The following is a 13,764-nucleotide window of genomic DNA, read 5'->3' as shown; positions in this document are numbered from 1 at the left end:
TGTTTATGGGGCAATCCATCCTATTCATTTGATGGATGGGGGCGCAACGTCTTAATCTGCGACCCACTCTTATTTTTCCGGGTTCCCGCGCCGCATCGGGCGTAATCGGGGGCCTCAATCCATGCAAGGAGCCTTGCGATGAGCATCAAGACCATTAACTCCACGCCGGCCGCCGACGGCTTCACCATGCCCGCCGAGTGGGCGCACCAGCAGGCCGTCTGGATGATCTGGCCGTTTCGCCCGGACAACTGGCGCGTAGCCGGTCGTTTCGCGCAAGAGACCTTCGCCAAGGTGGCCGATGCTATCGGCGGTGCCACCCCTGTCTTTATGGGGGTTCCGGCCCAGTTTATGGAGAAGGCCCGCGCCATCATGCCCGCCCATGTCACTCTGGTTGAAATGAACAGCGATGACTGCTGGGCCCGCGATACCGGCCCGACCATTGTGACCAACGCTGCCGGCGAGTGCCGTGGGGTGGATTGGGGCTTCAACGCCTGGGGCGGTCACAAGGGCGGTCTCTACTACCCGTGGAATCAGGATGAAGAGGTCGCTGCCCAGATGCTGGCCCAGCACGGCATGGCTCGCTACGACGCGCCGCTGATTCTGGAAGGGGGCTCCATCCATGTCGATGGCGAAGGCACCTGCCTGACCACCGCCGAGTGCCTGCTCAACGAAAACCGCAACCCGCACCTGACCAAAGAGCAGATCGAAGCTCACCTGCGCGACTATCTGGGCGTCACCAGCTTTATCTGGCTGGACGAAGGCGTCTACATGGATGAAACCGACGGCCACATCGACAACATGTGCTGCTTCGTGCGTCCGGGTGAAGTGGCCCTGCACTGGACTGACGATCAGAACGATCCCCAGTACGCCCGCTCCGTAGCCGCTCTCAAGGTGCTGGAAGCGGCGGTCGATGCCAAGGGTCGCAAGCTGAAAGTGTGGAAGCTGCCCCAGCCGGGCCCGCTGTTCTGTACCGAAGAGGAGTCTGCCGGTGTCGAGAGCGGCAGCGGTGTGCCGCGCGAGGCAGAAGGCCGTCTGGCCGGTTCCTACGTGAACTTCCTGATCACCAACGATCGCATCGTCTATCCGCTGCTGGATGCCGCCACCGATGGCGAAGCCCAGCGGATTCTGGAAGAGATCTTCCCGGAGCACACCGTGGTCGGCGTACCGGCCCGCGAGATCCTGCTGGGTGGTGGCAATATCCACTGCATTACTCAGCAGATCCCCTCAGGGAAGTAAGAACCTGTTCCAAGCCAGCTGAGGTTGGTATTCAAAGCCCCACGCAGTGGGGTTTTATCCCTTGATAGTGTGATGGTCGCAGGTGCTGATGCGGCGATCATCATGACAAACAGTCACCCTTTTACAGGAGATCCTAAATGATCGAAGTGACCGAGGTTTCCATTGCCGAGCTGCGTGCCGCGCTCGAATCAGGCCGCACTACTGCGGTCGAACTGGTCAAGGCCTATCTGGCCCGTATCGAGGCCTACAACGGCCCCGAGACTGCCACCAAACTCAATGCCGTGGTGGTCGCCAATCCCGATGCGCTGAAAGAAGCCGAGGCTTCCGATGCCCGCCGTGCCCGTGGCGAGACCCTGGGGCCGCTCGACGGCATCCCCTACACCGCCAAAGACAGCTATCTGGTCAAGGGGCTGACCGCCGCCTCCGGCAGCCCGGCCTTCAAGGATCTGGTTGCCCAGCGCGATGCCTTTACCGTTGAGCGCCTGCGTGCCGCCGGTGCCATCTGCCTTGGCAAAACCAATATGCCGCCGATGGCCAATGGCGGCATGCAGCGCGGCGTCTATGGCCGTGCCGAGAGCCCCTACAATGCCGCGTACCTGACCGCGCCGTTTGCCTCCGGCTCCTCCAACGGCGCCGGTACCGCCACCGCCGCCAGCTTCTCCGCCTTTGGTCTGGCGGAAGAGACCTGGTCGAGCGGCCGTGGCCCTGCCTCCAACAACGGCCTGTGCGCCTACACCCCGTCCCGTGGCGTCATCTCGGTGCGCGGCAACTGGCCGCTGACTCCGACCATGGATGTGGTGGTGCCCTATGCCCGCACCATGAACGACCTCTTGGAAGTGCTGGATGTGGTAGTGGCTGACGATGCCGATACCCGTGGCGATCTGTGGCGCATGCAGCCCTGGGTGCAGCTGCCCAAGGCGTCCGAGGTGCGTCCGGCCTCCTATCTGGAGCTCGCTGCCAAGGCCGATGCCCTCAAGGGCAAGCGCCTCGGCGTGCCGCGCATGTTTATCAACAAGGATGAACTGGCCGGCACCAGCGAAAACCCCGGCATCGGCGGCCCGACCGGTCAGCGCATCCATACCCGCGAGACCGTGATTGCCCTCTGGGAAGATGCGCGCAAGGCGCTGGAAGCCGCTGGCGCCGAAGTCATCGAAGTGGACTTCCCGCTGGTCTCCAACTGCGAAGGGGACCGACCCGGCGCGCCGACCGTGTTCAATCGCGGCATCGTGAGCCCGGAGTTTCTCAACGACGAACTGTGGGAGCTCTCCGGCTGGGCGTTCGACGACTTCCTGCGCGCCAACGGCGATCCCAAGTTGAACAAGCTTGAGGATGCAGATGGGCCGAAGATCTTCCCCCACGATCCGGGCACCCTGCCGAACCGCGAGGGCGATCTGGCAGCGGGCATGGACGAGTACGTCAATATGGCCAAGCGCGGCCTGAAATCCTGGGACGAGATCCCCACAGTGCCGGATGGCCTGCGTGGTCTGGAGAAGACTCGCAAGCTCGACCTGGAGGACTGGATGGACGGGCTCAAGCTCGACGCCGTGCTGTTCCCGACCGTCGCCGACGTCGCCCCGGCTGATGCGGATGTGAATCCGGCCTCCGCCGATATCGCCTGGAGCAACGGCATCTGGGTGGCCAACGGCAACCTCGCCATTCGCCACCTCGGCGTGCCGACCGTCACCGTCCCCATGGGCGTGATGGCCGATATCGGTATGCCGGTAGGCCTGACCTTCGCCGGTCGCGCCTATGACGACAACAACCTGCTGCGCTTCGCCTCGGCCTTCGAGTCCACCGGCAGCAAGCGTATGGTGCCGCCGCGCACGCCGCCGTTGGGGTGAGTGCTGTTGTGAGTTAATTTTCTTGGGGTTTACCGGTAATAAGAAAAACAAACCCATCCGTAATGCGGATGGGTTTGTTTTTGAAAAAATCACTTTGAATTTTTCTGCAATAGTTTTGTTGTAAAACCATCTTTGAAATGAAAATAACTTGCAAGTAAAAAAATAAATAGCTGAAATACACCCAATTCGAACGTGGGTTTAGATAACATACCAAAATAAGATGCAGCAGATACTAATACAAGAAGAAATCTCTTTGCCGTATACCAACCAAAATGCTCCTCACTGGTATTACATTTTGTTCGAGCTATCGCTTTAGATACTTTCGATGTAATTTGACCAAAGATGAGACATGATGCTAAAGACCAGTCGGGGGATATGATTATTTCTTGCCAAGAGGATAGATATAGCTTTACTGAAACAAGCAGCATGAAAGGAATTAAAATATACAGATATTCTGTTTTTAATTCAGCGTATGTGGCTTTTCGCTCTTTAATATCAAGCGTCAATTTCATATTGATGTCCACTGTATCTTTCTATATTGTCTATAGTAATTATCTTTGCATTCCTTATTTCTGGATGGCCATGTCCTTTGGTTGGGGTGTAAACATCATATTTATTTCTAGCTTTAATAATATCTTTGGGGCCAATGGCAGGGATTAGTCCTGCTTGGTATCGTTCTAACCATTCTTTTTGCAATATTCTAGCGGGGAAAGAACGATTTAATAATGTACTACGGAATGACCAAACTGAGTTGCCTTCATTGACAGAAATTTTGACATACAATCTATCATCGGTTTCATGAGACTTTGTATCACCTTGGAACATTTCTCTAGGATTACCTAAGAAGCGCCAACTTGTATTAATTTTGCACTCGGAACGATTACTTTCTCCATTTTTAAATGTTACAGACTCACCGTTTCTTATTTTTTGATTGGCATTTGAGAATTTGCTTAAAACAAAAGATAGGTTTTGTCTATCTATGTAGGGGTCTATCATTTGTGGCGGAATGTTTTGTGCTAGAGATGACTCTAATTTGGCTGCTAATTGTTCAACTTGCTCTTCACTCTCAGTTGACTCTTCATCGATAAGTTCTTTAAATAACTCATTCCCTGAGTTATAGAAAGCAGCCTCAAGGAGGTTATCTATTTTATCTGATATTACAGATAGCTTGCTTAGAATTGAACCTTTCTCTATGTCATTTAATTGAAAACTGAAATCTGTATCTAGTCCAATAGAACTACTAAGCAACTGACCAAGGTCTTGATAGGCATTGATATATGATGCCATTGCTTCGAATACTTCGGCAGGATTGCTCCTGTCTTTTAAATAGTCCAGCTTTATAGATAGTTCTGTTTTCACAGTGCTTTCCCGGAAAATAGTTTCAACATGTTTTTGTCATCAAATGAGCATCATAGCTAGAAATATTTTTTAGGGAAGTTACTTCCCGATCAAATTCGACATAGATCAATAAATTATCTCGAGTATTGAGCTTTCGTATTGCCATTTACCACCCCTCATCCCCAGCCCTTCTCCCGCAAGGGGAGAAGGGGGCAAATATGCGCCTCTGATGTGGTCTGGCAACCGGGCTTGGAATTGGCACGGGCCATCCCCTCTCCCTCGGGAGAGGGTTAGGGTGAGGGGCCGCTATCTGTGTTGCAGGTTCGAATAGCGAAGCGTATTCGGACGATCGCGAAAGGGAGGTCGCCGAGAGGCCGCATGTGTTCAGTGTTTTCGGCTTCTCTTGCTATCAGGCTATTCGCGGTAAACTACATGATGTGGCTTATTGTTACCTCCCCCCTCATCCCCAGCCCTTCTCCCGCAAGGGGAGAAGGGGGCAAATATGCTCCGCTGATTGTGCGTTGGCTCTGTGGTGCGGGTGAATATGAGTGGCTTGGAATTGGCACGGGCCATCCCCTCTCCCTCGGGAGAGGGCTAGGGTGAGGGGCTGCTATCTGTGTTGTCGTTTCGTTTTGAGCCTTTACCTCTCTCCACTTCCCGTACCGTCGATCGCCATATTGGTCGTGGCTCGTCGCCGATTCCCCCTGTTTTTTTCTGAATTCCCCCTGACTTCCCCCAGACTTCACCTTCTCTTCACACAACCTCATTCTCCCCTCACAAATCCCCCGTATCTTCTGCCCACTGCTTAAAAGGCCCGGCTTGCCACAGGGGTGGCGAGGGGGTGGTTGGTTCGAGGGAGCAAGATGATGAAAGGTTGGATGAAGTGCGGGTTGGCCGGAGCCGTGGTGCTGATGGCGAGTTTCTGGGGGGGCAGCGTGCGGGCGGCGGGGATCTCCCTCAAACAGGTGAGCGGCCCTGTCTATGTGGTGGAGGACAACTACTACGTCAAAGAGAACTCCATGGTCTATTTCGGGGCCAAGGGGGTGACTGTGGTGGGGGCGACCTGGACGCCGGATACCGCCCGCGAGCTGCACAAGCTCATTAAACGGGTCAGCAGCAAGCCGGTGCTGGAGGTGATCAACACCAACTACCACACCGACCGGGCGGGCGGTAACGCCTACTGGAAGTCCATCGGGGCCAAGGTGGTGGCGACCCGCCAGACCCGGGATTTGATGAAGAGCGACTGGGCCGAGATTGTCGCCTTTACCCGCAAGGGGCTGCCGGAGTATCCGGATCTGCCGCTGGTACTGCCGAACGTGGTGCACGATGGCGACTTCACCCTGCAAGAGGGCAAGGTGCGCGCCTTCTACGCGGGCCCGGCCCATACGCCGGACGGCATCTTTGTCTACTTCCCCGATGAGCAGGTGCTCTATGGCAACTGCATCCTCAAGGAGAAGCTGGGCAACCTGAGCTTTGCCAATGTGAAGGAGTATCCGCAGACCATCGAGCGGCTCAAGGCGATGAAGCTGCCGATCAAGACGGTGATCGGCGGTCACGACTCACCGCTGCACGGGCCTGAGCTGATTGATCACTATGAAGAGCTGATCAAGGCGGTTCCGCAGAGCTGACCCGCGCTGTTTTTAACAATGCCGCAGCTTGTGGCAAGCGCAGCGCCGGTATGAAACGCTGCACACCCTCTATGCAAAAGGGCCCGTTACGGGCCCTTTTGCTATCAGATCAGCCACTGCCACCAGGTGAGGCCGATGCTCATCACCACGGCAAAGCCCACGATGGCGATCACCAGACCGATGCGCATCCACTCCGCGCTGGTGTGATAGCCCATCCCCATCAGCAGCGGGATGCGGGCGTGGGAGTAGGTGGCGAGGTTGCAGCCGACGTTGGTGATGGCGGCGATGCTGAAGATGGCTAGCTCGGCAGGTACGCCGACCGCCAGCAGGGCCCCGGCAATGACCGGCGCCAGCGCCACCACCTTGGCGGTGGCCGAGGCGAAAGCGTAGGAGGTAAAGAGGTAGAGCCCCATCACCACCAGCAGCATGGGAATGGTGCCGAGCCCGCCGAGGGTGCTGTGCATAAAGCCGGAGAGTTCATCCCCCAGCCAGCCGGTAAAGCCGACCCGTTTCAGGTTGTCGGCCATCCCCATCAGCACGCTGAACCAGATCAGGGTATCGAAGGCGGCGCTGTTGCCCTTCACATCGTTCCAGTTCAGCACCCCGAGCAGCAGCAGGGCGGCCAGACCGAGAAAGGCGACCGTGGTGGCATCCAGCCCCAGATTGCTGCCGCCGACCCAGAGCACCACCAGACCGACAAAGACCCCGAGCAGGCTTTTCTCATGGCGGGAGAGGGGGCCCATTTTGGCCAGCTCCTCGCGGGCGAAGCGGGGGGCATCCGGCGTGTCGCGGGTCTCGGGGCGGATCACCATATAGAGCACCAGCGGCATGATCAGCAGCAGACCGATGGCGGGCGGCAGCAGATAGAGCGCCCATTCGCGAAAGCCGACCGTCAGCCCGGCGACGCTGGCGGCAATGCCGACCAGCGCCAGATTGCCGGCAAAGCCGGTGCTGAAGGCGACCGCCGAGGCGTCGTTCATGGCGCTGACGCTGGAGAGCAGGAACTGCCCCAGCTTGCGGTCATCCTTGTTGATGGTCTTGGCCAGCGAGTCGGCAATGGGGGCGACGATGGCGGCGCGGGCCGTGTTGCTCGGGGTGGCGGGGGCCAGAATAAAGTCGGCAACCGCCAGACAGTAGGCGGAGCGCAGGGTGGACTGGCCAAAGCGGCTGAGCAGCAGCAGGGCGATCCGCTTGCCAAGGCCGGTCTTGGCAAAGGCGCTGGCAATCATGAAGGCGATGACGATAAGCCAGATCAGCGGGTGGTTGAAGTCGACCAGCGCCCCTTCGATGGCCGCCTTGGGGGTCGCTTCGCCACCGGCATGGAGCACGGCGTAGAGCCCGAGGGAGAGGATGGCGATATAGCCGGTCGGCGCTATGTTGGTGACGATGACCAGAATGGTGGCGATAAACAGAATGGCGGTGTGGTAGGCCGCCGGTGCCAGTCCGGCCGGGGCTGGCAGCTGCCAGCAGACGATAGCCAGCAGCACGGTCACGAGTGCGGCGAGCTGGGCGAGAGTGAGTTTTTTCATAAGATTCCTGTCCGGAATGAGTGGGGAGGGAGCGATTGAGGCCGCTTCGGCCCTACTATAAGAGGGGTAATGGTGGATGCCAAATCCATCAATTACACCAAATGAGTATTCGATTAATTGCGGCTGGTTATTTGGGCTGCTCTGGCCTTGTGGAGATGGGGTGGTGCAGGGCAACTGGCGGGTCATCAAAAGTGGTGAACAGCAAAACGCCCGGGAGCGGGCCTTTTGCCCTTGGTTGTTGTGAGTGCGCGGGATTAAGGCTGTTCAAGGCGGGTGGGCTTTCATAAGATGGCGTTTAGTCATTCCCCGGAAAACCATAAATTTTCGTTATGCAATACGCCTCTCTCGCCCGCCTCAAACAGGCCTTTATCACCGGGATGTGGGCCTCGCTGGTCAGCATCGTTATCGGCTTCGCCTTCAAGGTGTGGCTGGCGCAGTGGGTCGCCAAGGGGGAGCTGGCGCTGTTCAACAGCGTGGTGGATTTGATATCCCTCTCCTTTATCCTGATGACAGGTTTTCGCTCATCCATGGTGGTGAGCTACTCCCAGACCAAAAACGATCGGGACATCATTAATATCTTTCGCTACTTCCTCATCGGTATTGTGCTGCTCACCTGGGGAGCGGTGATCCCCTATATCAAGCACGGGCTCCATATCCGGGTGGAGTATCTGCAACTGGTGGGGGTTATCTTCGGGCTGGGGCTCAAGGTCTACTTCACCAATCTGGTCGCGATGTACCGGATGTATGCGCTCTCCAACCGGGTCACCTGGCTGGAGCCGCTGGCCAACGGCCTGCTGTTTATGGCCTGCTATTTCGGGCTCGGGATGGATGCGCTTGCCTCGCTCTTCTACGGGCTGACCTTCTCGTCGCTCGCCATCGCCGGTTATATGTATGTTTCGCGGCGCCGGGCCATCGCCACCAGGCCGCTCGCCAAGGTGGCGCTCGGCCCCGAAATGGTGAGCTATGTGAAGAAGAGCTTTACCGCCTCCCTGGAGGCGGGGGCCAGCATCCTGATGATTTACATCACTGTGCTGCTCACCATCCGCCACTTCAGCCTCGACGAGCTGGGGGATTTTCAGGTGGTGGTGCGCCCCATCTTCACCTATATGACCACCTTGTTCGTCTTCCCCATCTACCGCTTTGTGCTGCCTGAGCTGGCGGTTAATCTGCGCAACGGCGATCACCGCCAGATCAGGATGATCCGCAGCTGGATCTTCCGTCTCTCCGCCATCGTCAGCCTGATCTTCTTTGGCTTGATGCTGCTGGCGGGCAAGCCGCTGGTGCTGTTGTTCTTCCCCGCCGACTACGTGGGGGCGGTGCCTGTGCTGTTCCACTTCTCCATCTTCTTTATCTTTATGATGCTCAACGGCTATCAGCTCGCCTACATCAAGGCCCACGGTTACTTTACCCAGAGTCTGCTGATCCGGTTGGCGGGCATAGTGGCGCTGGTCGCCGCCTACTATCTGGTGGCCGAGTTCACTGCCAACGTGGTGGCGATTATCGTGGCGCTGGGGCTTGGCTATATGGTGATGTTCATCCTCTCGACCCTGGCAGAGCGGCAGATCTTGCGATCCCTGCCACTGGTGCTGGCGACCCGCTAGGGTGCTACTCGCCAAGAGCAGGCTCCTGTCAGATAACAAAAAACGCCCGTGCGGGCGTTTTTTTATTGGCGGCGCAGGGGAGGTTTAACGCTTGCCCTTGCCACCCTTGTTGCCAGCGAGGGCCTGCTTTCTGGCGCGCTGCTTCTGAGCCGCCTTGCTGTTGCGACGCGGCTCGGGCTCGAAGCGGGTGAGATCTGGCTCAAAGCCCGGAAACCACTGCTGGGGCAAACGGGTGTCGAGCACAGCTTCCACCTTCTCCAACAGGGGGGCATCTTCCGGACTGAACAGGGTGATGGCGAGCCCCTTGTTGCCGGCACGGCCTGTGCGACCGATACGGTGGACGTAATCCTCGGCCACAAACGGGAACTCGAGGTTAATCACATAGTTGAGATCCGTGATATCGAGGCCGCGGGCCGCCACGTCGGTGGCGACCAGCGCCTGCAAGGTGCCGGTGCGAAACTCCAGCAGCACCTTCTCCCGCGCACTTTGCGACAGATCGCCGTGGAAGGCCAGCGCATTGATGCCCGTCTTGCCAAGCTGCTGGGCCAGTTTGTCCGCCCCCTGACGGGTGCGGCTGAAGATAAGCGCCGGTGCCCACCTTTTCACTTTCAGCATGTGTTCGACCAGCGCCAGCTTGCGATCGCTGTCCACCGTGTAGACCCGCTGCTCCACCTCGGCCGCCGTGGTGTTGCGCGGTGTAACTTCAATCAACTCGGGGTCGCGCAGCAGCACCTTGCAGAGGGCAAACAGGTTGTCGTCGCAGGTGGCGGAGAAGAGCAGGGTTTGGCGATCCACCGGGATCTGTTTGAGCAGCGCCTTGATCTCGTCCATAAAGCCCATGTCGAGCATGCGATCGGCCTCGTCAAACACCAGATGGCGCAGGCTATCCAGGCTCAAGGCCCCCTGACGCAGATGATCGAGCAAACGGCCCGGGGTGGCGATCAGCAGATCCACCCCGGCTTGAAGCGCCTCTACCTGCGCCGCGATGCTCACCCCGCCGTAGACCAGCGTGCTGGTGAGACCTGTCCCCTGGCCGTAGCGCGCGACGCTCTCGGCGACCTGCACCGCCAGCTCGCGGGTCGGCACCAGCACCAGCGCACGGATTGGGCGCGGGGATTCTGCTTGCGGCTGCGCCAGCAACTGCTCCAGCAGCGGCAGCACAAAGGCGGCGGTTTTGCCGGTGCCGGTCTGGGCCCCCGCCATCAGATCCCGCCCTGCCAGAATGACCGGGATGGCACGAGCCTGAATGGGGGTGGGGGCGGCATAGCCGAGCTCGGTCAGGGTCTGCTGCAGACGGGGGGAGAGGGCCAGTTCGGCAAAGGAGGCTGTGGACATAGGGGCACCAGTCGGGGTTATCGCGGCCTGCGGCCACGATGCAATGAGTGATCGTGGCCGCGATGGTAACAGAAGCTGGGGGCGCGGCAGAAGGCGATGATGAGCAAGGGCGCATAGCTCCCGGTTTTGCATGCCGCGCATGGCGGTGGCGCAGGACCTCGTCGCCGCGCTTCTGTTTTACCGCGAGTCGGCAGTGCAAGGGGCATCAGCCATGACACTACTCCACGATCAGCACGCTCTCGCTGGCCAGATGGTGCAGCCACTCCCTGACGATCAGCAGCACGGCGGCAAAGTGCTCGTCGCGTGGCAGCAAGCTGGCGGCGAGGGGATCCCCTTCCGCCATCGCGGCCAGCTGGCCAAAGGCTTGCTCCACCAGATCCCGGTCGAGCTGGTTGTCCCCCAGCGCTTCGGCCAGTGAGGGTTGGCTGCGCAGGGTCAGCTGCAAGCCGGGCGGGATCTGTGGGGCGATGCGCATCAGCTCATCTTCCACCACCATGATGGCCCGCTCCAGTTCGAGCGGGGTGGGTGGCGCATTGCGAAACGGTCCGGGCTGGATGGCGTGGGTGCCAAAGGCCAGCGGGTAGTGTGACGGGGCCGCATCTGGCTGGCTCAGCCAGAGCTGACTGCTCTGTTCACCAATCTCCAGCAGCAGGGTCATCATCTCCGGTACGGGTTGTGTCATGGTGCTGAGCTCCTGTATTGTAAACGTTTTCCCATTCTGCCTTTGATACCCCCGCCGCCGACGTTTTGCGAGCACAATTTCTGCGAGTCGTCCCTCACTTTGTTGCAAACCCCTTGCAAAAAAATCCATTGGTGGCAGTCTGGATGTCTAAATGGCTATCGCCGTTTCGTTATCCTCAGATGATTCAGGAGTTCAGATATGGATATTCGCACCACACCCCGCGCCATCGCGCTCGCCCTCATGCTGGCAAGCGGCATCGCCGCCGCCAACGAAGCGCTGGTGATCCAGACCGATTTCGGCCTCAAAGATGGCGCCGTGTCGGCCATGAAGGGGGTCGCCTTCGGGGTGGATCGCACCCTGCCGCTCTATGACCTGACCCACGAGATCCCGGCTTACAACATCTGGGAAGCCTCCTACCGCCTCTACCAGACCCTGCAGTATTGGCCCAAGGGCACAGTGTTTGTCAGCGTGGTGGATCCCGGTGTCGGCACCGAGCGCAAGTCTGTGGTGCTCAAGACCAAGAGCGGTCACTACATCGTGACTCCGGACAACGGCACCCTGACCCTGGTGGCCGAGCACTTCGGCATCGAGGCGGTGCGCCAGATCGACGAGAAACTCAACCGCCTCAAGGGTTCCGAGAAGTCCTACACCTTCCACGGCCGCGATGTGTATGCCTATACCGGCGCACGGCTAGCCTCCGGCGCCATCAGCTACGAGCAGGTGGGCCCGCTGCTGCCCGCCGAGGTAGTGAAGATCCCCTATCAGCCTGCGGTAGCAGAGAAAGATGGCACCCTCAAGGGCACCATCCCGATCCTCGATGTGCAGTACGGCAACGTCTGGACCAATATCGACGATGCCTTGCTGACCAAGGCGGGGATCAACAAGGGGGATAACGCCTGCATCAAGATCCGTGAAGGGGATGTGGTCAAATATGACGGCAAGGCCCCTTACGTCAGCAGCTTCGGTGATGTGCCGGAAGGTCAGCCGCTGGTCTACCTCAACAGTCTGCTGCAGGTGTCGGTGGCGCTGAACATGGACAGCTTCGCTGCCAAGCATCAGGTGCAATCCGGTGCCAACTGGCATATCAGCCTGAAGAAGTGCTCCTGACCCGCACATATATAAGTAGAGATAGAAACAGCAACGGGCGCCTCGGCGCCCGTTTTGTTCTCTGGTCATAAAGAAAGGGATCAGAACTCGTTGGAGAGCGCCTTGTACCCTTTGACCAGATCGATATTGGTGTGTGCCACGTCTTCGGAGAACTCGGCGGCATCTACCGAAACCCGCGGGATATGGGTCAGATCGCTCTGCTGGTTGATACGGGTGGTGGAGGGGACGTAGAACTCCGGCGGCAGATCGCAGCCATCGATCACCGAGTTGTGACGCACCACGGCACCGTCACCGATATGGCAGTTGAACAGCACGCTGTTGAAGCCGATAAAGACCCGGTTCCCCACTTCGCACGGCCCGTGGACTATGCTGCGGTGGGCGATGGAGGTGTACTCGCCGATGGTGACGGCGGCGCCGGATTTGGAGTGGATCACCACCCCGTCCTGGATATTGGAGTTGGCGCCGATGACGATGGGTTCCATATCTCCACTCTCATCCACCTCGTCGGCACGGATCACCGCATAGGGGCCGACAAAGACATTCTCTTTGATGATCACCTTGCCGCAGATGATGGCGGTCTTGTCGATATAGGCGGATTCGTCGATGACAGGCAGATGGCCGGAGGGATTCTTGCGGATCATGTTACATCCTGTGGTTGCTTGAAATTATGCGGTGGCGCACCCGGCGCCAGGATGCCAGCTTACGCCTCGTTATTATCCGGTGAAACCCCGAAGTGGTCTGACCCTTGTCGCAAGCCTTGGCGGGAGCACTGTTTCCGCGCGCTGGAATATGGGAGCATTGCAGCCATTCCCTAGTTGGTTGAAATGGATATATATAGATGAAGAAGATGATTGCCCTGCTGGCGGGTGGTTTGTTGCTCTCCTCGGCCGCACAGGCCAAAGGGGAGGCGGGGGAGTTTGATTATTACGCCATGGCGCTCTCCTGGTCGCCCGAGCACTGCGCCGTCAAACCGGCGGATCGGGACCAGTGTTCCCGCAAGCTGGGGTTCGTGCTGCACGGTCTCTGGCCTCAGTACGATCGCGGTTATCCCAGCAGTTGCACCCGCGAACGGCTCGATCCCGATATGGAGAGCGAGTTTGCCGACCTTTACCCCAGCCGTTTCCTCTATCGCCATGAGTGGGAGAAGCACGGTACCTGCTCCGGTCTGAGCCAGCAGGCCTTCCATCAGCTGGCTAGCGATCTGCGCCAGAAGGTGAAGATCCCGGTGGCCTATCAATCCCCGGAAGCGCCGCTGCGCAAGAGCACCTTCCAGCTCAAGGCCGATCTGGCGAGCGCCAACCAGTGGCTGGCGCCCGACAACATCACGGTGGCTTGCGCCGATGGTGGCCGCTTCCTGCGGGAGATCTACATCTGCGTCAATAAAGAGGGGACGGATGCGGTCACCTGCTCCGCCGAAATGCAAAAGCGTGAGCGTCGCTCCTGTGGTCAGCCGGACTTCCTGCTGCG

12 protein-coding genes (1 of these 12 cut by a window edge) are annotated in these 13,764 nt (G+C 58.7%); 6 read left to right on the top strand and 6 right to left on the bottom strand.

Annotation, left to right across the window (positions count from 1 at the left end):
• Positions 1-138 precede the first annotated feature (138 nt).
• Together aguA and I6L35_RS02215 are read left to right on the top strand one after the other, a co-directional pair.
• The gene (gene aguA / locus I6L35_RS02220; RefSeq protein WP_216979428.1) at positions 139-1,236 is read left to right on the top strand and encodes an agmatine deiminase; all 1,098 of its coding nucleotides are present in this window, start codon (positions 139-141) and stop codon (positions 1,234-1,236) included.
• A gap of 137 nt (positions 1,237-1,373) precedes the next feature.
• Entirely contained in the window at positions 1,374-3,077 is a 1,704-nt protein-coding gene (locus tag I6L35_RS02215; RefSeq protein ID WP_216979427.1) for an amidase, read from the top strand.
• An 89-nt stretch (positions 3,078-3,166) separates the two neighbouring features.
• On the opposite strand, the gene I6L35_RS02210 is transcribed toward I6L35_RS02215, so the two are convergent.
• Positions 3,167-3,589, bottom strand: coding sequence for a hypothetical protein (locus I6L35_RS02210; RefSeq protein WP_201915765.1), 423 nt, complete (start codon positions 3,587-3,589; stop codon positions 3,167-3,169).
• Complete coding sequence (locus I6L35_RS02205; protein ID WP_216979426.1) at positions 3,573-4,436, bottom strand: hypothetical protein; 864 nt, start codon at positions 4,434-4,436, stop codon at positions 3,573-3,575. The genes I6L35_RS02210 and I6L35_RS02205 overlap by 17 nt, the downstream gene beginning before the upstream one ends.
• Positions 4,437-5,278: 842 nt before the next feature.
• Here I6L35_RS02205 and I6L35_RS02200 point away from each other — a divergent pair.
• Positions 5,279-6,043 (top strand): CphA family subclass B2 metallo-beta-lactamase, encoded by a 765-nt coding sequence (locus I6L35_RS02200; RefSeq protein ID WP_216979425.1) that lies wholly within the window; start codon positions 5,279-5,281, stop codon positions 6,041-6,043.
• Between the two features lie 104 nt (positions 6,044-6,147).
• Here the strand turns inward: I6L35_RS02200 and I6L35_RS02195 are convergent, their stop codons facing one another.
• A complete protein-coding gene (locus tag I6L35_RS02195) occupies positions 6,148-7,572 on the bottom strand; it encodes a DASS family sodium-coupled anion symporter (protein WP_124241738.1) in 1,425 nt (474 codons plus the stop codon).
• A 329-nt stretch (positions 7,573-7,901) separates the two neighbouring features.
• On the opposite strand from I6L35_RS02195, the gene I6L35_RS02190 reads away from it, so the two are divergent.
• Positions 7,902-9,173 carry a hypothetical protein gene (locus tag I6L35_RS02190; protein ID WP_216979424.1) on the top strand — a complete coding sequence of 424 codons (1,272 nt, stop codon included), beginning with the start codon at positions 7,902-7,904 and terminating at the stop codon, positions 9,171-9,173.
• Between the two features lie 84 nt (positions 9,174-9,257).
• Here I6L35_RS02190 and I6L35_RS02185 read toward each other — a convergent pair whose 3' ends face one another.
• Together I6L35_RS02185 and I6L35_RS02180 are read right to left on the bottom strand one after the other, a co-directional pair.
• The gene (locus tag I6L35_RS02185) at positions 9,258-10,508 is read right to left on the bottom strand and encodes a DEAD/DEAH box helicase (RefSeq protein ID WP_216979423.1); all 1,251 of its coding nucleotides are present in this window, start codon (positions 10,506-10,508) and stop codon (positions 9,258-9,260) included.
• A gap of 217 nt (positions 10,509-10,725) precedes the next feature.
• Complete coding sequence (locus I6L35_RS02180) at positions 10,726-11,190, bottom strand: hypothetical protein (RefSeq protein ID WP_042081467.1); 465 nt, start codon at positions 11,188-11,190, stop codon at positions 10,726-10,728.
• 198 nt (positions 11,191-11,388) lie between these two features.
• Between I6L35_RS02180 and I6L35_RS02175 the strand changes: the two genes are divergently transcribed.
• Positions 11,389-12,297, top strand: a complete 909-nt coding sequence (locus I6L35_RS02175) for an S-adenosyl-l-methionine hydroxide adenosyltransferase family protein (protein ID WP_216979422.1) — start codon at positions 11,389-11,391, stop codon at positions 12,295-12,297.
• Positions 12,298-12,377: 80 nt separating this feature from the next.
• Here the strand turns inward: I6L35_RS02175 and I6L35_RS02170 are convergent, their stop codons facing one another.
• The gene (locus tag I6L35_RS02170) at positions 12,378-12,938 is read right to left on the bottom strand and encodes a carbonate dehydratase (protein ID WP_005335471.1); all 561 of its coding nucleotides are present in this window, start codon (positions 12,936-12,938) and stop codon (positions 12,378-12,380) included.
• 197 nt (positions 12,939-13,135) lie between these two features.
• Between I6L35_RS02170 and I6L35_RS02165 the strand changes: the two genes are divergently transcribed.
• Positions 13,136-13,764 carry the 5' portion of a ribonuclease gene (locus I6L35_RS02165; protein WP_158112849.1) on the top strand. The gene runs 13 nt beyond the window's last position, so the window shows 629 of its 642 coding nt (coding positions 1-629); the start codon lies at positions 13,136-13,138; its stop codon lies beyond the right edge, outside the window.

The organism is Aeromonas sp. FDAARGOS 1405 (assembly GCF_019048265.1).
In the GTDB taxonomy this organism is placed as follows: Bacteria; Pseudomonadota; Gammaproteobacteria; order Enterobacterales; family Aeromonadaceae; genus Aeromonas; species Aeromonas veronii_A.
Note: the sequence above shows the minus strand (reverse complement) of the source record. Positions and strands in the feature narration are given on the sequence as shown.

Coding starts and splice junctions, on each gene's coding strand:
- I6L35_RS02180 (WP_042081467.1), bottom strand. CDS start 11,190: ATGACACAACCCGTACCGGAGATGATGACCCTGCTGCTGGAGATTGGT.
- I6L35_RS02190 (WP_216979424.1), top strand. CDS start 7,902: ATGCAATACGCCTCTCTCGCCCGCCTCAAACAGGCCTTTATCACCGGG.
- I6L35_RS02170 (WP_005335471.1), bottom strand. CDS start 12,938: ATGATCCGCAAGAATCCCTCCGGCCATCTGCCTGTCATCGACGAATCC.
- I6L35_RS02200 (WP_216979425.1), top strand. CDS start 5,279: ATGATGAAAGGTTGGATGAAGTGCGGGTTGGCCGGAGCCGTGGTGCTG.
- I6L35_RS02195 (WP_124241738.1), bottom strand. CDS start 7,572: ATGAAAAAACTCACTCTCGCCCAGCTCGCCGCACTCGTGACCGTGCTG.
- I6L35_RS02215 (WP_216979427.1), top strand. CDS start 1,374: ATGATCGAAGTGACCGAGGTTTCCATTGCCGAGCTGCGTGCCGCGCTC.
- I6L35_RS02175 (WP_216979422.1), top strand. CDS start 11,389: ATGGATATTCGCACCACACCCCGCGCCATCGCGCTCGCCCTCATGCTG.
- I6L35_RS02210 (WP_201915765.1), bottom strand. CDS start 3,589: ATGAAATTGACGCTTGATATTAAAGAGCGAAAAGCCACATACGCTGAA.
- aguA (WP_216979428.1), top strand. CDS start 139: ATGAGCATCAAGACCATTAACTCCACGCCGGCCGCCGACGGCTTCACC.
- I6L35_RS02185 (WP_216979423.1), bottom strand. CDS start 10,508: ATGTCCACAGCCTCCTTTGCCGAACTGGCCCTCTCCCCCCGTCTGCAG.